Here is a 22,417-nt window from a genome sequence, read left to right as displayed (position 1 = left end):
CGATCCTTTCGGGTGGTGTGCAGGCCTGCTCCGGGGGCGGAGTCGCATCACTTCATATGGGAACCGGCGGCACCGGATCGGAAGAACTGCGGGACCGGCCGGGGATTAAGGACGGGCCGATAAATTATTAAGTAAAACAGGACATGGGGGGTTGCTTGCAACGGGTAAGAAGGAAATCAACAAGTCATTAACGAACGGCCTTTAAGGATGACTAATCATGAATGATTTCAAATGCGGCTGTCAAGTGGCAATGAGACCACCGGAGAAATTCGCGATGGGGCAGCGAGGCCGGAGGGCCCCTGAATTCATGCCCTGAGCGGGCTGGCCGTGGTTTCGCTTGTGAGACATTGGTGGTAAGTGTCATGGGGATACCGGTCCACGATACGGCATCGACAATGTGAACGCGAATATCAGTCGGAGGTTTTCTTGAAAGGGACGGCGACAATCAGCAGGGGCGGTGCGAAGATGACCGAAGGGACGGCCATCGTCATCGGGTCTCGGCTGTTCCTGGCATTTTTGTGTGTGATCTGTTTTATGGTCTGCCTGGGGTTTGTGGGGGTCTACAACGTCAAAAACGTGATGCGGACCGTGGAGCACGCCAACGACAGGATCCTGGAGCTCAAGATGATCCAGGGCCGTTTGAACCACGCGCGTATCTATATCTATGACCTGGTGAGCCCCGGGGACCGAGAGCAGATCGATTGCATCAAAGCCCAGTTCAACGCGGACATGGACTCCATCTCGGAAACCATCGACACCTACGGGTTGCCCAGGGATACCTTTGACTCGGCCCGGGCCACCTACGACCGGATCATCCGCCTGACCTACGGCGAGGCGGGCATGCATGCCGACAAGGTGCTCCGGACTCTCTCCAAGATCGAGCATGAGCGCCTCTCCGTTCTCTTTGATGAAAAGGTCTCGGCCATCATCGCCAGGCTTCAGTCCCGCATCATTTCTGCCTACCATCGCGCCATTGCCTTGACCGTGGTGCTCTGTTCCATGGCCCTTGTCACCCTGACGGCGTGGGTGTTTTTCCTGGGGAAGCTTCTGGCCGAGAGGAAACGCGCCGAGGAGATGCAGCACCGGTACCTGGAGCGCCTGGACCTTCTCCACCGCATGGACCAGTCCATCCTGGGGGTGCGATCCCCGGATGCCGTGGCCCAGGCTGCCATGCATCACATTCTTCATATGGTGCCGTGTGACCGGGCCACCATCGCGACCTTTGATGCGGAGATGGGTACCGGGACCCTTCAGGCCATGTATTCGCGGCAGGAGACCGAGATCGGCGCGGGGCTCTGCATGCCCCTCTCCTCTTTTTACGTGTCTCCGGCCATGACCCGCGGGGAGCCCCTGGTGATGGAGGACATGGCGACCTCGGAACAGGATTCCGATGTGGCCCGAAAGCTTGCGCTGAGGGGAATCCGGTCGTGCGCCGGGGTTCCCATGGTAATCGAGGGGCGCATGATCGGGGCCATCTATGTGGGCAAGGAGCGCCCCGGGGGCTTTCTTCCGGAGCACCTGGACATCGTGACGGAAGCGGCAAACTCCCTGGCCACGGTGATCTACCATGCCCAGCTCCATGCCGAGATCCTCAAAAACACCGGGGAACTGGAGATGCGTGTGGAGACGCGGACCCGCGAGCTTGCCGCCGCCAACCGGGCCCTGGTGGCGGCCAACCGGGAGCTGGAGGCCTTTTCCTACTCGGTGTCCCACGATTTGCGGGCCCCTTTGCGTCGCATCGATGGGTTTTGCCAGGCCCTGGAGGAGGACCACGGGGCTCGTCTCAGCGCCGAAGGCACGGCTTGCCTGGGCCGGGTGCGCAGGGCCGCCCGGCATATGGCGGGCCTCATCGACGACATCCTCCATCTGGCCAGGGTGACCCGCTGCGAGATGGTCACCGAGCCCCTGAACCTCTCCAGCCTGGTGGTGTCCACACACAAGGAGCTGGATCGTCAGCATCCCGGCCGGGCTGTGGAACTCATTGTTGCTCCGGGGGTGTCGGGCCAGGGGGACCCCCGCCTCATCCATATTCTCTTTGCCAACCTCATGGGCAATGCCTGGAAGTTCACGGCACCAAAGGAAAATGCGGTTATTGAGTTCGGCATCCTGGGGAGCCGGAAGCATGGAAAACCGGTCTATTTTTTCAAGGACAACGGGGTGGGGTTCGATATGAAAGGGCAGGACAAGCTGTTCAGGCCGTTTCAACGGCTCCACTCCGGCGATGAGTTCCAGGGGTCGGGGGTGGGGCTGGCCACGGCGCAGCGGATCGTGCACCGCCACGGGGGAACCATCTGGGCGGAGAGCGCTCCAGGCCACGGCGCCGCGTTTTATTTTACTCTTTAAGGACACACCCGGATGAACAACCCATTGAACGTGCTCATCGTCGAGGATTCCGAAGACGATGCCTTTCTGATTATACGCAGGCTCCGAAAAGACGGGCTTCGTCCCCATTGCGAGCGGGTGGACGGCGAGGCGGAGATGCGCGGGGCCCTTGCCTCCCGCCGCTGGGACGTCATTATCTCCGATTACGACCTGCCGGGGTTCGGGGGCATTGAGGCGCTGGAGCTCTGGAAGGCGTCGGGCATGGACATTCCCTTTATCATGGTCTCCGGGGTGCTGGGGGAAGACGTGGCCGTGGAGGTGATGAAGCAGGGGGCCCACGACTACCTGATCAAGGATCGCCTGGATCGCCTCGTTCCGGCCATCGAGCGGGAGCTGCGCGATGCGGCCAACCGCAGGAAGCAGGTGGTGGTGGAGCGTGCCCTGGACCGGAGCGAAGTGCAGTACCGGCTCCTCACCGAACAGATCGCCGACGGCATCTCCCTGACCCAGAACGGGCAATACCTCTTTGTCAACAGCGCCTTTGCCGAGATCTTCGGATACCCGGACACCGAGTGCCTGGTGGGGCGTCAGGCCTTTCACCACCTTGTGGAGAAAAAGCGTGAGGCCGTGCTGACCTGGGTCCGGCAGCTGGAGGAGGGCAAGGGGGGGCCGGATTCCTTCCAGGGACAATGCATCGGGGGGGACGGCAGGGCGTTCTGGGTGGGGGCCAATCTCCGGGTCATTACCTGGCAGGGGAGCAACGCTGTGCTGCTCACTGTACGGGACATCACCGAGGTCAAGGAGAAGGAGCGGCGCCTGGAGGAGGAATCTGCCCTGCTCAGAACGGAAAACCGGCTCCTGCGCTCCTCCATGAAGGATCGCTACCGCTTCGGGGGCATGGTCGGCAAGTCCGTGCCCATGCAGCATGTCTACGAGCTGGTGGCCAAGGCCGCTTCCACCGACGCGGGGGTGGTGGTTTACGGTGAGTCCGGCACGGGCAAGGAGCTTGCGGCCAGGGCCATTCACGACATGAGTGATCGCCGGGAAAACCCTTTTGTTCCGGTGAATTGCGGGGCCATTCCCGAGGAGCTTTCTGGAGGACGGTTTGGGTACGCCAAGGGGGCTTTCAGCGGGGCCCACGGCCACAAGCCGGGGTACCTGGATCACGCGGACGGCGGCACCCTGTTTCTGGACGAGATCGGGGAGATCAGCCTGAACATCCAGGTGAAGCTGCTCCGCGCCATCGAAGGCGGCGGGTACTCTCCCCTGGGGAGCGTGGCCGTGAAAAAGCCCGATATCCGTATCATTGCTGCTACCAATCGGGATCTGGAGGGCATGGTGCGAGCCGGTTCCATGCGGGAGGATTTTTATTACAGGATCCACATCATCCCCATCTACCTGCCCCCGTTAAAGGAGCGGCGGGAAGACATCCCCCTGCTGGTGGAGTACTTCACCAACGCCCAGGGCGTGGGGAGTAAAGCCGCCGTGATGGACGGCCGGTCCATGCATGCCCTGCTGGAGTACGGATGGCCCGGGAACATCCGTGAACTTCAGAACGTGGTGCGGCGATACCTCACCCTGGGGACCCTGCAGCTTGAAGGGGCGAGTTCCATGGAGGCCGCGGGGGCCGGGGAAGAAGAGGTCCGGGACCTGCAGGCGGCCATGAAGTGCCATGAAAAGAAGCTGCTGCTCATGGCCCTGGAGAAAAACCGGTGGCACAGGGGCAACACCGCCAGGTATCTGAACCTTCCCGCCCGTACGTTCTATAAAAAAATGAAGGACCATCAGCTGAATTCTGCATGAATTGTGCAAAAAACGGCAGTATCGGTGAAGTGCAGTTATTTCATGGGGATACCGTCAGGCTCTTTTCTGTTGTGCCATTTCTTGCACCTGCATGGGCTTCCCGGCGTGCATGGGCTCCCCTTGATTTACCTTGAAAATGAAGCGGTTTCGATATCTGCGGCGAGACTGGCACCCCTTGTGCAATGAATCTTTTGCATCGGCGGGGCGGTGAGCCGGATGATTCCACCGGGTGAAACCTTTGAAACGTCATCCATACGTTTTGCAAGGGGACTCCCTCTTCTTGTTTCCTTCTTGTTTTGCAGCGGAACACAAACCACCTACACCACCGTACATTACTTTGTGTTCATCGCCCCGGCGACTGTTTTTTTGACTGACTTTTTTATCCGGGGACTGACGTTTGAAAGTGACCATCAAAGGCAAGATCATCGCGGCCTGCGTGATGATGCTTGCCGTATCCATTGTTTCAATCTGCGTGATCACGGGGGCGAGGCTCACAAAGAGCTCCCTTGCCCTGTTTATCCAGGAATCCAGTGACGAGCTCAGGCAGGTGGACGAGACCATCGCCCTGTTGATAGATGCCGTGGCGGCGGACGCAGCCATGCTGGCCAGGGACCCTCGCCTTCTCAAAGACGACAACAGCCTTACCTCCTACCGTCACACCAGCGACCCCACCCCCATGACGCCCCTTGATAACGGGGGGCTTGAAGCCGATATTTTTCGGTATTTCCAGACCATGCTGGACACCCATCCCGCCTATGGTTCCCTCACCTTCGGGACGCGTTACGGCGGGTATGTGCAGTGCCCTGTCAGTGAGAGGAAGCCCGGGTACGACCCCACCACTCGGGGCTGGTACCAAAGCGCCCTTGCTGATCCTGGGCGGGTCGTTATGACCGACCTGTACAGGGCCTCGGACGGCGAGGCCTACCTCAGCCTGCTCAAGGCCGTCACAGGGGCCGGGGGCGAGGTTCTGGGGGTGGTGGCTGCCGACTTGAAGCTTTCCGGGCTTACGGCATTGATCGGTTCGGTCTCCTTTGGAAAGAGCGGGTACGTGGTGCTCGCAGACAAGACCGGCACCATTCTTGCCAACCCCAGGCATCCTGAGATGAATTTTACGCGTCTTGCGGGAAGCGGTGTGGCGCTCTACGAACACATTGCGGACACCGCCTCGGGCCACCTGAGGAGCGACGGTGAGGGCGGGGACTACGATATCAATGTGTACACCTCCCCGCGGACCGGATGGAAACTCATCGGCGTCATCGATCACGGGGAGATTCTTTCCCATGCCCGGGGCATGCTGGGGACCCTTGCCGCTGTGGGGGCGTTTTTTTTCGTGGTGTCCGTCTTTTTCGCGTTTTTCCTGGCCGAATCCATGGTGCGGCCCGTCAGGCGGGTTGCCCGGGGGCTCAGGGAGATGGCCGAAGGCGAAGGGGATCTGTCCATGCGCCTGGAAGTTCGGGGAAAAGACGAGATCGCCGAGCTCTCGGGCTGGTTCAACGTGTTCATGGACAAGATCCATGCGGTTGTAACGGACACGGCCTCCAACGCCCATGCCGTGGGCAGCGCCTCCGGGGATCTGCTGGGCATTTCCGAGAAGATGGCTTCCGGTGCGGAGGAGACGGCCCAACAGGCCCATCGCATCACCACGGCCTCCGTGGGCACCATGGAGAGCATGGACACCATTGCAGGGGCCATGGAGGAGACCTCGGCCAGTATGGCCATGATCGCCGCGGCCACGGAGCAGATGACCGCAACCATCAATGAGATTGCCCATCACTCGGCTAAATCACGTGAGATCTCCGAAAAGGCGGTGGCCAATGCAGGAAGCGCGTCGGATAAAATGGGCCGCCTGGGTGAGGCCGCCGGAGAGATCGGGCACGTCACCGAAGCCATCACCGAGATCTCGGAGCAGACCAACCTGCTGGCCCTCAACGCCACCATTGAGGCGGCCCGGGCCGGGGACGCGGGCAAGGGGTTTGCGGTGGTGGCAGGGGAGATCAAGGACCTCTCCAGGCAGACCGAGGAAGCCACAGGGGAGATTCGCGGCAAGATCACAGGGATCCAGGAGGGGACCCGCGAGGCCCTTTCCGAGATCGGGGATATCTCAACAACCATCCACGAGGTAAACGACATCACCCTGACCATTGCCACGGCCATTGAGGAGCAGTCGGCGGCGACCCGGGATATTTCGGGTAACGTCACCGAGGCCACGGAGCGGTTCAGGCAGGTCAACGACAGCATGGCACAGGTTCTGGCCGTCGTTCGTGAGATCACCGCCGAGATCGGACAGGTGGACGGGTCCGTGGATGAAATGAGGCAAAACAGCAGCAAGGTCAACTCCAGCGCCGACGGTCTGGCCCATCTCTCCGAGACCCTCTCGGCGGTGGTGGAGCGCTTCAGGCTCTGAAGCCCGGGGGGAAAGAGCGCGAAGCCGCAAAGGCATTGCAGGGTGTGCGGCCGGGAACTGGCTGTCAGCGTTTTTTTAACATTTATGTTTGAAGATAATTTTAGTAAAAGATGACGATATCCGGGTCGGGTGTTGCGTTTGTATTAAGTACTGCAGACCGGGTTTGGGAGGCGTTCTTGATTAGGAAAAAAGATGGTAAGTCCGGGCGTGCCCCGGCTGCGGAGTGATGGGTGTGAGGTGACGGTGCAGGTTCTCGTTGTTGATTGCGGCTGTTCAAGGGACAATGATCTGATGAACGCGTTGGAGTGCTTCGGCGGTACGGCCGATTGTGTGACAACGGTGGAAGACGGGCTTAAAGCGGCGGCGACGTCCGAGGTGGAGCTGGTGCTTTTTGATGAAGTGGCGCCGGATGGCCACGGCGTGGATCCCGTGGCGGCCTTTCTGGATCTTCCGTCGGAGCCCGAGGTGATCGTCATCACGGAAAATGCCGATATGAAAAACGCTGAAGCAGCCCTTAAGAACGGTGCCTGGGACTACATGCAGAAGCCTTTTTCCAGCGATGAGCTGCTGCTGGTCATGGCCCGTGCTTCGGAGTATCGGCGGCGCAAGCTTCTGGCAAACAAGGAGGTGCGGTTCAACAGGGAAGGCATCGTGGGAAGTTCCCGCCCCATCCGAAAGGCCCTGGAGCTTGCGGCCCAGGCCGCGGAGTGCGACGCCAATGTCCTGGTGACCGGGGAGTCCGGCACGGGCAAAGAGCTGTTTGTCCGGGCGATTCATGAAAACAGCTCCCGACGTGAGAAACCCTTTGTGGTGGTGGATTGTGCCACCATTGCCAAGCCCCTGGCCGAGAGCATGCTCTTCGGGCACGACAGGGGGGCCTTTACCGGGGCGGACGCCAGCCGCAAAGGGCTCATTCGCCATGCCGACGGGGGCACCCTCTTTCTGGACGAGGTGGGGGAGATGTCCCTGTCCGTGCAGAAAAAGTTCCTGCGATTCCTTCAGGAACATGAATTTCGCCCGGTGGGATCGGACACGGTCATCACCTCGTCGTTCAAGCTCATCTCTGCCACGAACCGGGACCTGGATCGCATGGTCAAGGAGGGCTCTTTCCGTGCGGACCTGATGTATCGCCTCAAGGGTGTCGACATCGAGGTGCCTCCGCTGAGGGATCGCCGGGACGATATCAAAGCCATCGCAGCCCGTTGCGCGGAAAGGTTCTGCCAGGAGAGGTCCCTGCCGGAGAAGCGGTTTTCCCCCTGTTTTGTGGACACCCTGTTGAGTTACGACTGGCCGGGCAATGTCCGTGAATTGCTGGTTGTCATGGACAAGGTCCTTGCCAGTGCCTGGAACTACGACCTGCTCTACGATTTTCACCTGCCTCCCTTTGTCCGCCTCTCCCGGGTGGGCCACGCCATGCGAGACCGCGGGAGCAGGGGTGATCTCCGGGACTTGCCCAGTTTTCGAAAGCACCAGGCCGACAGCACCAGGGCGTACCTGCAGCGGCTGGTTCGTACGGCGGGGGGAGACAAGGACCGGGCCTGCCGGATATCCGGGCTTTCCAAGTCCTATTTGTATAAACTGCTCAAACAGCATGGTGTTGGCATGGGTGACGAGAACCGGTGATCCTGCCAATGACCTGATATTGTACCCTTTCCTTTGGTAGGGGAATTTCATTCTCTTATTTGAGAATGGTTCTTCCATAAAGGAATTTTTGTTTTTCCACACCTGAACGCCGTTCAGGGTGTGTTTCATCCATGACTTAGCTTTCCTTCGCCTTGCCCGCTGGCCGCCTTTCATTCTCCGATAAAACAATCCAGGCAGGAAAAAACGCTCCGGCTGCTCTGGGGTTTGACTCATATTGTCTCTTTCGACAATGCGTTAACGTATTTTTGTCTGAGGTGGCCCTGGTTTTGCTTAAGAAAAGGGCGCAGACATGGCGAGAAGGAGCTGATGAGGTCAGACGGTGGCTTGAAGGGGGTACCGGCGGCCTTGAGTACAGGGTGAGACAGGAAGGCGGTCCATGGCTTCCTGACAGAAAACGGGAAAGGGGTTGGTTTACGGTGGCACCCGCGTATCCATGGTGGAATTGATAACGGCTGGGTTTGGAGATGTATGTGAAAGATAGTGATAAGGCTGTTCTGGCTGTTGATGATGGGCAAACCGTGCAACAAGAAATTTTTCCGGGCGTCATTCGCCATGTGTCATCCGTAAAAGAGGGGCTTGAAGCCGCCAGTACGGGTTCCGAGGCCGACTTCATGGGGCTCGGCCAAGGGCTTCAGTCCGGTTACGAGTATGTGACGGTGCTGATGCGGGATGCGGTGGGCGTGGCTGAGCTCATCGGTGACGACAGCGGTGACCACTCCCTCAGGTCCGTCGGGGCCTCGGTGAACCAGTCCCTGGCCCTTCTCAAACGGTGCCGGGACAATGCCGTGTCCAAGTCCAATCCGGTGAAGGAGGTCCTGGGCTCCTTTGAACAGCTGGATGCGAGGCGGGGGGAAATTGACGGGGTGGCACGGTACCTCAGGGCCGTTGCATTGAACATTTTCATCGAGACCTCCCGGTCCGATATCTCCGACGAGAATTTTTCCGTCATCGCCGGAGAGATTAAGACCCTCTCCGAAGAGATGATCCGTGTCTCAAAGAGCATCCACGAACTCACCGTGGCCTCCAAAAACCGCTTCGAGGCCATGTTTACCGAAATCTCGGGCGGGATCGTCGAGATCACCGGTCTGGCCGACCTGGCCGAACACTCCGCTGGAAATTCCATTGAACAAATCGAAGAGCTCATGGGCTACTCTTTCGGCCTGGTGGAAGATGCCGAGCGCATGTCGCGGGGGATTTTCCGGGAGGTGGAAAAGATTGTGGTGGGGGTTCAGCTCCACGACTCCATGCGCCAGCGCATCGAACATGTCGTGTCGGGCCTGAGCGAAGTGGACCGGCTCTGCAACCCGGAAGCGGCCTGCCTGGAAGGCGGGCAGGGCCGCGCCGACGATGTGGCCACCGCCCATGCCCTCATCGGCCTGCAACGGGCACAGATCGAGCAGCTCATCGCCGATGTGGATGCCGTGTACGGCCAGACCCGGGTGGCCATGGAGGGGATCGTCGGGGACATCACCCAGTTGACCCGATACCTCACCAACATGGGGGATCCGGCCGCAGCCCGGGAGACCTCCAGGGACGCATCGGAGGACCCCTTCGGCATGCTCTCCTCGGACCTCTCGAACATCCGGAGCCTGGAAAGGCGGGGCGCGGACCTTGAGAGCCGGTTGGGGGAGATCTACCAGAAGGCCTTTGAGGCGGTCTCCACCCTCTCGTCGTTCACCGACGATCTGCACAACATCAGTCGGGAATCCCACAACAAGGCCCTCAACACCATCATCGCCGCCAACCACCTGGGCACCGAGGGGCGCTCCCTGTCGGTGCTGGCCAAGGAGATGAAATCCCTCTCAAACCAGGCCGAGGAGTCCATCGGCGCCGTGGAGACGGTTATCTCGTCGGTTGTGGACACCATCCAGGGTGTGGAGCTGGAGACGCTTTTCAACACAGGGGAAGATGATCCTTCCTCGGAGGCGGGGCGTCCCCTGGACAGCATCGTCTCCATGACCCTGAGCCTGTATGAGCAGATCAAGGAGCGCACCGCGGGCCTGCTTGAGGTCTCCACAAAGCTGATCACCACCTTTGCCAGGGCAAGGGAGGCACTGACCTTCCTGCCCAGCCTCGTGGAGATGCTGACCCGTCAGAAGGACCAGCTGGATGAAGCCAGGGGGCTGCTGGCCCCCTGGGTGGAGGAGACGGCCACGGTCCGCATCCCGGAACACTGCCTGGTGGACCGATACACCATGGAGACCGAGCGCAGCGTTCACATGGCCTGCATGGCCGGGGACACAGGCGCTGCCACGGCAGCTTCGGACGGGGGCGGTTCCTTCGGCTCCCAAGGGGCGGAATCGGGGAGCGATGATGACTTCGGTGACAATATCGAGCTGTTCTGATTCATGGAAGGAGGGCAAATGCACCACGAGGTGACGATGACGGGTACGGTTGCGGCCGTGACCCTTGAAGGCAGCGTAACAATCGCCCACGCGGCAGAGCTCAAAGAGCTTCTTGTGGATGTGGTTTCAGAGGCAACCGAGGTGGTTGTCCATATGGAAAATATATCGCAACTGGACCTTTCGGGTATCCAGCTGTTCTGTGCGGCGTGCCGGTCGGCGGAAGACGGGGGGACCAGGCTGCAGCAGGAACGGACGGACAGCGAGGTGATTCGCGAGGCCCTTGTGGAGGCGGGGTTCTACCGCCGGGGGATCTGCGCCGAGCAACGGTGCGAGACATGTTTTTGGAAAGGAGACGTATCATAATGGCTCAGACGATTCTTACAGTGGACGATTCGGCAAGTGTTCGCCAGATGGTTGGCTTTACCCTGAAAAACGCGGGCTACGAGGTGGTGGAGGCCGCCGACGGCCGGGAGGGCGTGGCCAAGCTGTCGACGTCAAAGATCGACATGATCATCACCGACCTCAACATGCCCGGCATGGACGGCATCGAGCTGATCCGCAAGGCCCGCGCCATGGCTCCGTACAAGTTCATCCCCATCATCCTGTTGACCACCGAATCCCAGGACGAAAAAAAGAAAGAGGGGAAAAAGGCAGGGGCCACGGGGTGGATCATCAAGCCCTTCAAGCCCGAGCAGCTTCTTGGCGTGGTGAAAAAAGTGCTGAGGTAACCAAGGCTCATCAGGAGTTGCGTCATGGATGTACAAGAAGAAGCCTATAAAACGGAAGCCTATGAGCTGCTTGCAGAACTCGAAGCCTCGTTGCTGGAGCTTGAGGAGTACCCCGAAGACATGGAGCTCATCGGGCGCGTGTTCCGGGCCATGCACACCATCAAGGGGTCTGGGGCGATGTTCGGGTTTGATGCCATCGCCGCCTTTACCCACAACGTGGAGACGGTTTTCGACCTGGTGCGGGAGGGCAAGGTGTGTGTCACCAAGGAACTCATCAACCTCACCCTTTCGGCAGGGGACCACATCCGGGACCTTCTGGAGTCGGAGGAGGAGGGCGATGCTCTCCGGGAAGAGGAGATCATCCGTGCTTTCAGGGAACTGATCCCGGAGCCGGAGAGTTCCGGGGAGGCGGCCCCAGCGGAGGATGAGGAAGGGCCGGTTCCTTCCGGGGTCCTGACCTCCTACCGTATCCGGTTTCGCCCGGATCCCGGGATCTTTGCCGGGGGCACCAACCCCGTTCACCTCATCGACGAATTGCGGGAGCTCGGAGAGTGCAGTGTGGTGGCCCACACCGACAAGATTCCCACCTTATCGGAGATGGACCCGGAGTCCTGCTACGTCTTCTGGGACATTGTCCTCACCACGGACCAGGCCGAAAATGCCATCCGGGACGTCTTCATCTTTGTGGAGGACGAGTGCGAGCTTGTCATCGGGCGCATTGATGAGGACGACGCCGAGGACAGGATCGGCGAGATCCTCCTCAAGCGGGGGGACCTCTCCGAAGAGGACCTGGACAAGGCCCTCAAACGGCAGAACCTGCTGGGGGAGATCCTGGTGGCGGAGAAGGTCACCAGCCAGGCGGCGGTGAGTTCCGCCCTCATGGAGCAGGATGCGGCAAGGAAGCAGATCTCCAGGCGAAAGGAGGAGGCCCTTGCCACCAGCATCCGGGTGTCGGCGGACAAGCTCGACGACTTGGTGGACCTGGTGGGAGAGCTTGTTATCGCCCAGGCCCGCCTCAGCCAGAAAGCCATTGCCGCCAACGACGTGGACCTGGTCTCCATTGCCGAAGAGATCGAGATGCTCACCGGCAGCCTCCGGGACAACGCCATGGGCATGCGCATGCTGCAGATCGGGACCACATTTTCCACGTTCCGGCGCCTGGTACGGGATCTTTCGGCCGAGCTGGACAAAAAGATCGAGCTCACCACCTCCGGTGAGGAGACCGAGCTGGACAAGACGGTCATCGGGCACCTCAAGGATCCCCTGGTGCATATCCTTCGCAACAGCATCGACCACGGCATCGAGTTGCCCGACGAGCGCGAAGGGGCGGGGAAAAAGCCCTTCGGCACCATTCACCTTGCGGCGGAGCACTCCGGTGGCAACGTGCTGATCCGTATTTCCGACGACGGGCGGGGCCTCGATCCCGAGGCGATCCGTCAAAAAGCCCTGGAAAAGGAGCTGATCCTGCCGGACGCCGACCTGACGGACAAGGAGATCAACAACCTCATTTTTGCCCCGGGGTTTTCCACGGCCAGTCAGGTCTCGGACATCTCCGGCCGCGGGGTGGGCATGGACGTGGTGAAAAAGAGCATCGAGCAGTTGCGGGGCACCATCGATGTGGACAGCACCCCCGGCGTCGGCACCACCATTACCCTGAAACTCCCCCTGACCCTTGCCATCATCGAAGGGTTGCTGGTGACCCTGGGAGAGGGCTTTTTTATCTTTCCCCTCACCGCTGTGGAGGAGTGCGTGGAATTGCCCCCGGATGAGGCGACCCGGGAAACCCGCTTTTTAAGCATTCGCGGCGAGCTGGTGCCCTATATCCGGCTCCGGGAAGAGTACGCCGTGGATGCTGCCAAGCCCGACCTGGAGCAGGTGGTGGTCATGGAAGCCGGCGGCCAGCGGGTCGGGGTGGTGGTGGATTCCGTGGTGGGCAGCCAGCAGGCTGTCATCAAAAAAATGGGGAGCGCGTTTAAAAACGCCCCGGACATCTCCGGGGCCACCATTCTCGGCAACGGCTCGGTGGCCTTGATCGTGGATGTCAACAAGTTGTTGGATTCAAAGCTGTGAATCGGATTTTCTTAAGATAAAGGAGTTCCAGATGCTTAAAATAAAAAACATCAGGCTGAAGCCCAAGCTGATCGGGTTGTTTTTACTCATCGGCATTGTTCCCATGGCCATCGGCGGGTGGTGGGCCGGACACCTGGCAAGCGAGGCCCTCACCGAAGAGGCCTTTAACAAGCTGGAGGCGGTGCGCGTCATTCGGGAAAGGCAGGTGACAAAGCTGTTTGACGGCCGCAAGGCCGATATCAGCGGCCTGGTGGAGTCCGTGGACGTCCTGAAGCAAAACGCCTTTGCAAAACTCAACGCGGTGCAGGCCCTCAAGGCCGGGGAGATGGAGACCTTCATCAACACCCTGGAAAACGAGATGGCCGCCCTGTCGGCGAGCGAGGATGTTAAGGGGTTTTACACGGCCCTCTCCGCTTACCGCGACGCTGCCAAGGCAGGCCCGGCCCAGCCTTTTCCCGTGAACACCGAGGCGTATCGAGCCCTGGTGAGCACCCACGGCGGGTTTCTTACCGAGTATCTCAAGCGGTCGGGTTACGATGATCTGCTCCTCTTAAGTGCCGATCACGGGCAGGTGATGTTCACCTGCGCCCAGGGCCCGGACCTGGGCACGAACCTGGTGAGCGGGCCCCAGAACCGGGAGGGGCTGGCACGACTCTGGGCCCGCGTGGTGGAGACCAAGGGCGTGGTCATGGAGGATTTTTCCGCCTACACCCCGGACCAGGGCCGACAGGTTGCTTTTGTGGGGGCACCGGTCCGAAATGAGTCGGGTTCGGTGGTGGCGGTGGTTGCCCTGAGGCTCTCGGAAGGGCCCCTGAACGCCATCGTGCACAGCCGTCACGGCATGGGAAAAAGCGGAACCACCTATCTTTTGGGACGCCAGGGGGGCAAAACCCTGGCCCGAAGTGCCATCATGGCCGGCGGCGAGACCCTCTACGGCATGGGCCACGACTTTACCAGCCAGGTCACCGACTACATGGGCAAAGCCCTGGGTGGCGAAACCGGTTCCGGGGTCTACACCGACTCCACGGGAAAACTGACCATGGTGAGCTACAAGCCCCTTGATATCCAGGGGCTCAACTGGGCCATGATCTCCAAGGAGGATCTGGAAGAGGCCATCGCCCCCAGGCTCACCGGCCAGGTTGAGGACTACTACACCGGGTACCTCAAGAAGTTCGGGTACCAGGACCTCTACCTGATCCACCCCGAGGGCAACGTGTTCTATTCGGTGCAGAGACGGGCCGACTACGATTCCAACATGGTCTCCGGGAAATACGCGGGCTCCGGCCTCGGCAAGCTCGTGCGTCGGGTCATCAAAAACAAGGCCCTTCACATCGCCGATTTTGAGCCTTACGAGCCCAGCAACAACGAACCCTGCTCCTTTATCGCCCAGCCCGTCATCAACCACAACGGCGACGTGGAACTCATCGTGGCCCTTCAGCTCTCGGTGAGCGCCATCAACGCCATCATGAACGAGCGCACGGGCATGGGGGAGACCGGTGAGGTCTTTCTGGTGGGGAGCGACCATTTGATGCGCTCGGATTCCCTCATTGACCCCGAAAATTATTCCGTTGCCGCCTCCTTTGCCAATCCGTCTAAAGGCAGTGTGGATACCCCTTCCGTCAAGCGCGCTTTAAACGGAGAGGAAGGCCGGATGCTGCGCAAAGATTATCGGGGCAAGTGGGTCCTCTGCAGCTTTGCCCCCGTTGATATCGACGGCATGGTCTGGGCCATTGAGGCCGAGGTGGAAAAAGCAGAGGTGGTGGCCCCCATCAACAAACTGCTGCTCTCCATCCTGATCATGGGGGTTGTCATGGCCGCCATCGTGGCCGTCATTGCCCTGGTGGTCGCAAGCGGCATCGTGACGCCGGTGCTCAAAGGCGTGGCCGTTGCCAAGGCCGTTGCCAAAGGGGACCTGGACGTTACTTCGGACGTGGATCAGAAAGACGAGGTGGGCGCCCTGTCCGATGCCCTGAACCTTATGGTCTCAAACCTCAAGGCCACGGCCAACCTGGCCGAGCGGATTTCCCAGGGGGACCTGACCGTGGATGTGGCTGTCCAGTCGGACAAAGACATCCTGGGCCGGGCCCTTACCCACATGGTGGACAACCTGAGCTCCACGGTCACCGACGTCAAGACCGGGGCAGACAACGTCGCCTCCGGCAGCGTGGCCTTGAGCTCTGCTTCCGAGGAGCTCTCCCAGGGGGCCACAGAGCAGGCAGCCGCCGCCGAAGAAGCCTCCAGTTCCATGGAGCAGATGGCATCGAACATCCGCCAGAACGCCGAGAACGCCCAGCAGACCGAACGCCTGGCCATCCAGGCCGCAGGGGACGCGGAAAAAGGCGGGGTGGCCGTTGGCAAGACGGTCTCGGCCATGAAAGAGATCGCCGAGAAGATCTCCATCATTGAGGAGATCGCCCGCCAGACCAACATGCTGGCCTTAAACGCGGCCATCGAAGCAGCCCGGGCCGGTGAGCACGGCAAGGGGTTTGCCGTGGTGGCCGATGCCGTGCGAAAGCTTGCCGAGAGGAGCCAGTCTGCAGCGGCCGAGATCGGGGAACTCTCTTCCTCCAGCGTGGAGGTGGCTGAGCGGGCCGGGGAGATGCTGGATCGCATTGTCCCGGATATCCGCAAAACCGCCGAGCTGGTTCAGGAGATCAGCGCCGCCTCCAACGAGCAGAACACCGGGGCCGAGCAGATCAACCAGGCCATCCTGCAGCTCGACCAGGTAATTCAGGAGAACGCCTCGGCGTCCGAAGAGATGTCGGCCACCGCCGAAGAGCTGTCTGCCCAGGCCGAGCAGCTCCAGGAGGCCATCGACTTCTTTACGGTGAAGCAGGTGGGGGAATCCGGGAAAGCCAAAAGACCCAACAAGCCTGCGGGCATCAAGATACCCTCCAAGGCGGCCGAGAAAGTGGCTGCAGCACCGGCGGACAAAGGGCTGGGCCGTCGACCCGGGGTGAACTCTCGGACCCTGGGAGCGGCTCCGACGGGGACGCCCTGGACGACGAGTTCGAGAAGTACTAACTCGGGCATGGATCAACACCACCGTTTGACGATGCGGGTCGCCTTTCCGGGTACCGCGCCGGGCGCGACGCACCGGAAAGGCCCTGCTCCCCGAAAGCCCAGGGGGCAGGCCCGCACCATGAAACGGGTTGACGAGAGATATGAAGATTATGACCATCGAAGGGATCACAGAGACAGGCCGCTTCCTGGCGTTCATGCTCCACGGGGAGGTGTATGCCCTGGACATCATGCAGGTCCGGGAGGTGCTGGACTACACGGAGATCACCACCGTGCCCAGGATGCCGGACTTTATGCGGGGCGTCATCAACCTGCGGGGCGGTGTGGTGCCCGTTGTGGACCTGCGGCTCAAGTTCGGCATGCCGGCAACGGAAAAGGGCGTCAACACCTGCATTGTCATCATGGAAACCGACATCGACGGGGAGCGGGCCCTCATCGGCGCCCTGGCCGATTCGGTGCGGGAGGTCCTGGACCTGGAGCCGGATCAGATCGAGCCGGCCCCGCGAATCGGCACGCGCCTGAAGACAGAGTTTATCAAGGGCATGGGCAAGAAAAATGAGGAGTTTATCATCATCCTCGACATTGACAGGGTCTTTTCCGCCGACGAACTCTCCGGGGTTCAGGAGACCGGCCTTGCGGCCGAAGCCTAAAGGACCTGACGCCCATGAACCTCACCAGAGACCATCTCCCGGGGACCGACCGGGGAGAGGAGCCGCCCATGGCCTCTAAACGTCGCAGGGCCTCGTTTCATCCCCATCTTTCCACGCGGGATTTCAGGGTTCTTGCACGCTTTATCCACGGGCGGTTCGGCATCAAGGTGCCGGATGTGAAAAAAGGGATGATCGAGGCGCGCCTCTGCAAGCGTTTGAGCCGCCTGGATATGGGGTCCTACGCCCAGTACTGCGACTACCTGTTCAGCCCCGAGGGCATGGAAAAGGAGCTCTCGCACTTCATCGATGAGGTGACGACGAACAAAACCGATTTCTTCAGGGAGGCGAATCACTTCACCTGTCTGGTGGATGAGGTCCTGCCCGGCATCATGGGCTCGCGCCGGGTGGGGGCGGGGCATAAGCTGAAGGTCTGGAGCTGCGCCTGCTCCCGGGGGGATGAGCCCTATACCCTGGCCATGGTACTGAGCGAGTTTGCCCGGAGCAACCCGGGGTTTGACTTCTCCATCCTGGCCACGGACATCTCCACCCGCGTGCTGGAGGTGGCTCGCAGGGGCGTTTACGACGCCTCGGAGATCGCCCCCGTGCCCCTGGCCCTGAGGAAAAAGTACCTGTTGAAAAGCAAGGACCCCCGGCGTCACCAGGTGCGGATCGTGCCCGGGTTGAGGAAAAAAGTGATGTTCCGGCAGCTCAACCTCATGGACTCGGAGTACCGCCTTGACCGGGCCATGGATATCATCTTCTGTCGCAACGTCACCATTTACTTTGACACGGAGACCACACAGCAGCTGATGCTGAGGCTCTGTGACCGGCTTGCCCCGGGGGGGCACCTGTTCATGGGGCATTCGGAGTTTCTGGATTGCAAGATGCTGCCCCTGGTCCCGGTGGCGCCCACAGTTTATAAAAAAGTGAGAACGCATGAAAAAGAAGGTACGGGTTCTGGTTGTTGATGACTCCGCCCTGGTGCGTCAAACCCTGTGCGAAATCCTCGAAACCGATGAGGATATCGAGGTGATGGCCACGGCCTCGGATCCCTATGACGCCGCCCGAAAGATGAGGGCGGCGGTGCCCGACGTCATTACCCTGGATGTGGAGATGCCGAAAATGGACGGCCTCACCTTTCTGGAAAAACTGATGGCTCAGCACCCCATCCCCGTGGTGCTGTGCTCCAGCCTGGCGGCGGAGCAGTCGGCCACGGCCCTGAAAGCCATGGAACTCGGGGCTGTTGAGATCATCCGAAAACCCACCCTGGGCACCAAGGCCTTTCTTTCGGAGGCGCGCATCCAGATCTGTGACGTGGTGAAGTCCGCGGCCCTTGCCCATGTGAAAAAGGCCCCGACTCTGCGGTCGGTGGAGCCGAAGCTCAGCGCGGACGCCGTCCTGTGCAAGTCCACCCGGGCCATGCTGGAGACCACGGAAAAGGTGGTGGCCATCGGGGCCTCCACAGGGGGCACCGAGGCGCTGCGGGTGTTTTTAGAGCAGCTGCCCGCCGATGCACCGGGCATGGTCATCGTCCAGCACATGCCCGAGCACTTCACCAAGGCCTTTTCCAAGCGCCTGGACACCCTGTGCCGGGTGTCGGTGAAGGAGGCCGAGAACAAGGACCCCGTGATGCGGGGGCGGGTTCTCATCGCTCCGGGCAACATGCATCTTTTGTTGAAGCGAAGCGGAGCCCGATACCACGTGGAGCTGAAAGAAGGGCCCCTGGTGTCCCGCCACCGGCCGTCGGTGGACGTGCTCTTTCGCTCGGCGGCACGGTATGCTGGGAAGAACGCCGTGGGGGTCCTGATGACCGGCATGGGGGATGACGGGGCCAAGGGCCTGTTGGAGATGAAGCAGGCAGGCGCCGTGACCATCGCCCAGGACAAGGCCTCCTGCGTGGTCTTCGGCATGCCCAACGAGGCCATCAAGCTGGGGGGCGTGGACCGGGTCGTTCCCCTGGAGCAGATTTCCGGGGTGGTCCTGGCATGCTGCGCCGAGACCCATCATGCGTGAAAAGGCCGTCATGCCATGCGGCACGGGGGCTGTGAAGCGAGTGACCCTCTCCATCGGGGAGTATTATGCCAGCTGCGAGCCAGCCGTGATCTCCACCCTGCTGGGGTCCTGCGTTTCGGTGTGCCTCTTCGACCCCGCGTCCCGGGTGGGGGGGATGAACCACATCCTGTTGCCCGGACGGGCCGACCTGACGCGGTTCAACCTGTCGGCACGCTACGGGATCAACGCCATGGAGCTTCTCATCAACGCGGTCATGACCCGGGGTGGGCAGCGCACCAACCTCCGGGCCAAGGTTTTTGGCGGGGCCAGCGTCATCCCCGGCCTCATTGAAGCCCAGGCCGTGGGCAAAAAGCTCTCGGAGTTTGTCCTCACCTTTCTGGCAAACGAAGGCATCCCGGTGGTCAATCGGGACCTGGGGGGCGTCTACGTCAGGAACCTTATCTTCCATACCCGCACCGGGGACGCCTTTCTCAAGAAGAGCCGTTCCATGAAGTCGGCCCAGCTCTTGTGGGAAGAGCGCAAAAAGGCCGAACAGATCCGGGCCTCTGTGAAGGAGCCCACCCGGGTGACTTTGTTTTAACCCGGATGTTTCATGGGAAAACAAACACCCAAAATGAAAACCATAATAGACAATGGACACGTAGCGATAACGTATTCTGCTACTTCGAAGCTTGGGATCCAGCCCGCACAAACCATCAGCTTTCGAGGTGGCTCACCTCGCCGCCGGAGGCTCCCCATTACCAATGAGGCTGGTTGCCCACGCGGGGGTTCATGACGTCCAGGGTTTCGGTGACCACCACAAAGGCCTTGGGGTCCACTTCCCGGATGATGTCCTTGACCCGGCCCAGGTCCCGCAGGGTAATCACCGCATAGAGAATTTTTTCGTCCCGGTGTGAATAGGCCCCTTCCCCGTGGATGATAGTAAGGCCCCGCCTGAACTCTTTGAGCATCCGTGCCGAGAGTCCCTCCCATTTTTCCGAGATAATCAGCACGATTTTCCGGTGGCTCGTCCCCATGAAGACAACGTTGAGGACCTTGGCGTTCACGTAGAGAAAGACGATGGTGTAGACGATGATGTCCAGGGTGGAGAGGACATAGGAGAGGATCACCACCAGGATGTTCAGGGCAAGGGTGGTGTTGCCGAGGCGGATGGAGAACCGTTTCAGCAGGAGCACCGACAGGATATCCGTGCCCCCCGAAGAACCGTAGGACTTCAGGATAATGCCCAGGCCCGTACCCGAGAGGATTCCCGCCATGAGGGCGTCGAGCATCTTGTCGTGGAGGGGGATGGGGACCTGGATGAAGTGAACGCACAGGGAGAAGATGGTAAGCCCCAGGAGGCTGTAGAGGAAAAACCGCCGTCCCACGTATTTCCAGGCTACGGCAAACAGGGGGACGTTGAACATCAGGTAGAAGAGGATAAAGGGGATCTCGGGGAACTGGTAGTGCAGAAGCAGGCCCAGGCCCGTGATGCCGCCTGAGGGGAAGTGGTTGGGGATGAGGATCCCGTTGATGGAGAGGGCCGAAAGGCAGCTTCCCAGGGTGAGGAGACACACATTTCTGGCAACGTCTTTTCCGGTGATTATCCAGGCTCGGTCAGTCATGGCTCGGTGGTTCCATTCCATACTCAGGGGCAACGAAGGGGGCTCTGAACAGGGCCGTTACCCGGCCCTTTTCAAGGGGGGAGCAACGGAAGATGGGCTGGTATATACAGACGGTTTCGGGCAATGGAAAGGGGAAAGAGGGTTGTTGCCGCAACGGTGTTTGGGGGTTTTGCGTAACTGTCTGGATTTAAATCTGTTTTGTGGGAGGGTGAAGCGTTCTTTTTTTCTTTGAAGGGAGGCGTTTTGCCTTGAAAAAGGGGAAGGCGTTTTCTTTTTTTGCGTGTGTGCCTATAATCAGCTCTCGCAGGATTTGTCCTTGAGGATTACACCCCTTGATGCAGGAGAGACTTTTTATGTTTGAGATCACCTCGGACGCACAGGACTACATTGTCAAAAAGGGCCGTGAGGTCACGGTCTGGATGGAAACCCACCACGCTTCGGGGGGCTGATGCGCCATGCGGCAGGTCTCCACCCGCACCCCGGCGGTCCGTCGGGGAACCCCATTGCATACTGAGTCGTACACCACCACCCGCGTCTCCGGGATCACCGTCTGGCACCCCGAGGGTATGGAACCCGAGGATGGCGTCATTACCATCGGCCTTGAAAAGAAGTGGATTTTCAGGGAGCTTGTGGTGAGGGGCGTGGGGGCGGTGGTATTGAAAGGCTAAAGGCTAAAGGTGAAGGGCGAAAGGGCCAATGCATTTAAAAATGCAGTTGCCTCCGGCGGGTCGCTTTTTGAAAAAAGCTCCGCAAAAACTTTCCGGTAATCAAAGCCTGTTTGTCAAACTTTTCAAGAGTTTGGCCCCCGGCAGGGCCGCCGGAGGCTTTTTGCGTTGTGTCGGAGGGGGGCCGGCATGGGCTATTTTTTTCGCGCCACCACGAAAATCCGGGTGCTTTTTTCCATGACGGGCGGAGTCGATGTTGCTTCTTTGATGATGGGCATGGCGCAGCGTTTTCCCATCTCCCTTATCAGCTGGTCCTTTGATTTCAAAATGCCGTCACAGACAGCCAGTTGTCTTTCCTTCCAACCTTCGGTCTCTTTATAAACCTCAACCTCAAATCCTGAATCAGCAAGCTCACCTTTGTGGTCGCTTGGCGTAAAAGGGATATTTCCGTCCCAAGACGTAAAAACAAGGCGTCCACCTGGTTTCAGGATACGTGCAATTTCGACGAATGCTTTGTTTCTATCCGGCGTAAGCCACAATGCATCCACTGAGATCGCAGCGTCGCAACTCTCTGTTTCCAAACCGGTGTCCTCAAAGGTACCGGTTTTAAATTCGGCTCTGCCGTCCAAACCGAATTCTTGGATCCGTCGTGTTGCAGACGTAATCGCCTCTTCGGATATATCGATACCTGTCAGACTTGCCTTCGTTTTACGTGCGACCCACATGCCCGGACCGCCACGGCCACAGGCCAGATCGGCAAAGCAATCGCCCTCTTCAAGCTTGGAAAAGTCAGCCATATTGTTCAAGTCGGTCAGCGTGACATAACTGAAATTATCGGTATCTTCCGGGAACTCATCACCAAAGGCGTCTTTTACAATGCTCATAAATTGGCTGCTTTTATTCTGCCCCTGGTAAATCGTATTGTACGCTTCTTTAAACTGCCATTTTCCATACGATAAAAAGCTGATCAACGACATCATTACCTGCTTTAATCCGTGTTTAATTGTATTCACTTGACCTCCTTGCATGACAGACCGGAAAAATCGTTTCATGACGCTCTCACTGCGACATGTCAGCGTACCTCCGGCTGGCCTCCGGAGGCAGGGTTAAAGGGTGTGGTTGCCAATGATGACGGCATGGTTCTTCTC

Annotated in this window: 15 protein-coding genes and 1 pseudogene; 14 read left to right on the top strand and 2 right to left on the bottom strand. The window is 59.8% G+C overall.

Annotated elements, in window-relative coordinates; translation table 11 throughout:
• Positions 1–465: 465 nt before the first annotated feature.
• The 13 genes and pseudogenes from ACOYW2_RS18260 to ACOYW2_RS18200 all read left to right on the top strand — a co-directional run bounded on the left by ACOYW2_RS18260 (position 466) and on the right by ACOYW2_RS18200 (position 19,580).
• On the top strand, positions 466–2,343 hold the full coding sequence (locus ACOYW2_RS18260; RefSeq protein ID WP_482767466.1) for an ATP-binding protein: 1,878 nt from the start codon (positions 466–468) through the stop codon (positions 2,341–2,343).
• A gap of 12 nt (positions 2,344–2,355) precedes the next feature.
• The gene (locus ACOYW2_RS18255; protein ID WP_482767465.1) at positions 2,356–4,125 is read left to right on the top strand and encodes a sigma 54-interacting transcriptional regulator; all 1,770 of its coding nucleotides are present in this window, start codon (positions 2,356–2,358) and stop codon (positions 4,123–4,125) included.
• A gap of 403 nt (positions 4,126–4,528) precedes the next feature.
• Complete coding sequence (locus ACOYW2_RS18250) at positions 4,529–6,529, top strand: methyl-accepting chemotaxis protein (protein ID WP_482771052.1); 2,001 nt, start codon at positions 4,529–4,531, stop codon at positions 6,527–6,529.
• 291 nt (positions 6,530–6,820) lie between these two features.
• A complete protein-coding gene (locus tag ACOYW2_RS18245; RefSeq protein ID WP_482417480.1) occupies positions 6,821–8,152 on the top strand; it encodes a sigma-54-dependent transcriptional regulator in 1,332 nt (443 codons plus the stop codon).
• Positions 8,153–8,643: 491 nt separating this feature from the next.
• Complete coding sequence (locus tag ACOYW2_RS18240) at positions 8,644–10,518, top strand: hypothetical protein (protein ID WP_482767464.1); 1,875 nt, start codon at positions 8,644–8,646, stop codon at positions 10,516–10,518.
• Between the two features lie 36 nt (positions 10,519–10,554).
• A complete protein-coding gene (locus ACOYW2_RS18235; protein WP_482767463.1) occupies positions 10,555–10,881 on the top strand; it encodes an STAS domain-containing protein in 327 nt (108 codons plus the stop codon).
• Positions 10,881–11,246, top strand: coding sequence for a response regulator (locus ACOYW2_RS18230; RefSeq protein ID WP_482417477.1), 366 nt, complete (start codon positions 10,881–10,883; stop codon positions 11,244–11,246). Before ACOYW2_RS18235 ends, ACOYW2_RS18230 begins: the two co-directional genes overlap by 1 nt.
• Before the next feature lie 24 nt (positions 11,247–11,270).
• Complete coding sequence (locus ACOYW2_RS18225) at positions 11,271–13,316, top strand: chemotaxis protein CheA (RefSeq protein ID WP_482767462.1); 2,046 nt, start codon at positions 11,271–11,273, stop codon at positions 13,314–13,316.
• Positions 13,285–16,032, top strand: a pseudogene (locus ACOYW2_RS18220) (methyl-accepting chemotaxis protein); the annotation flags it as partial. The gene ACOYW2_RS18225 and the pseudogene ACOYW2_RS18220, both read left to right, overlap by 32 nt.
• 448 nt (positions 16,033–16,480) lie before the next feature.
• Positions 16,481–16,987, top strand: a complete 507-nt coding sequence (locus tag ACOYW2_RS18215) for a chemotaxis protein CheW (RefSeq protein WP_482419408.1) — start codon at positions 16,481–16,483, stop codon at positions 16,985–16,987.
• A 68-nt stretch (positions 16,988–17,055) separates the two neighbouring features.
• Complete coding sequence (locus tag ACOYW2_RS18210; protein ID WP_482417473.1) at positions 17,056–17,955, top strand: CheR family methyltransferase; 900 nt, start codon at positions 17,056–17,058, stop codon at positions 17,953–17,955.
• Positions 17,924–19,000 (top strand): protein-glutamate methylesterase/protein-glutamine glutaminase, encoded by a 1,077-nt coding sequence (locus ACOYW2_RS18205; protein ID WP_482767461.1) that lies wholly within the window; start codon positions 17,924–17,926, stop codon positions 18,998–19,000. Before ACOYW2_RS18210 ends, ACOYW2_RS18205 begins: the two co-directional genes overlap by 32 nt.
• Positions 18,993–19,580, top strand: coding sequence for a chemotaxis protein CheD (locus ACOYW2_RS18200; protein ID WP_482767460.1), 588 nt, complete (start codon positions 18,993–18,995; stop codon positions 19,578–19,580). Before ACOYW2_RS18205 ends, ACOYW2_RS18200 begins: the two co-directional genes overlap by 8 nt.
• Before the next feature lie 157 nt (positions 19,581–19,737).
• Here ACOYW2_RS18200 and ACOYW2_RS18195 read toward each other — a convergent pair whose 3' ends face one another.
• On the bottom strand, positions 19,738–20,604 hold the full coding sequence (locus tag ACOYW2_RS18195) for a YitT family protein (protein WP_180140343.1): 867 nt from the start codon (positions 20,602–20,604) through the stop codon (positions 19,738–19,740).
• A gap of 353 nt (positions 20,605–20,957) precedes the next feature.
• Here ACOYW2_RS18195 and ACOYW2_RS18190 point away from each other — a divergent pair, with 353 nt between their 5' ends.
• Complete coding sequence (locus tag ACOYW2_RS18190) at positions 20,958–21,272, top strand: CC/Se motif family (seleno)protein (protein WP_482767459.1); 315 nt, start codon at positions 20,958–20,960, stop codon at positions 21,270–21,272.
• 191 nt (positions 21,273–21,463) lie between these two features.
• Here the strand turns inward: ACOYW2_RS18190 and ACOYW2_RS18185 are convergent, their stop codons facing one another.
• Entirely contained in the window at positions 21,464–22,282 is an 819-nt protein-coding gene (locus ACOYW2_RS18185; protein ID WP_482767458.1) for a class I SAM-dependent methyltransferase, read from the bottom strand.
• Positions 22,283–22,417: the final 135 nt, after the last annotated feature.

This window comes from Desulfoluna sp. CLI2B (assembly GCF_056847375.1).
This window is presented reverse-complemented; position numbering and strand designations above follow the sequence as displayed.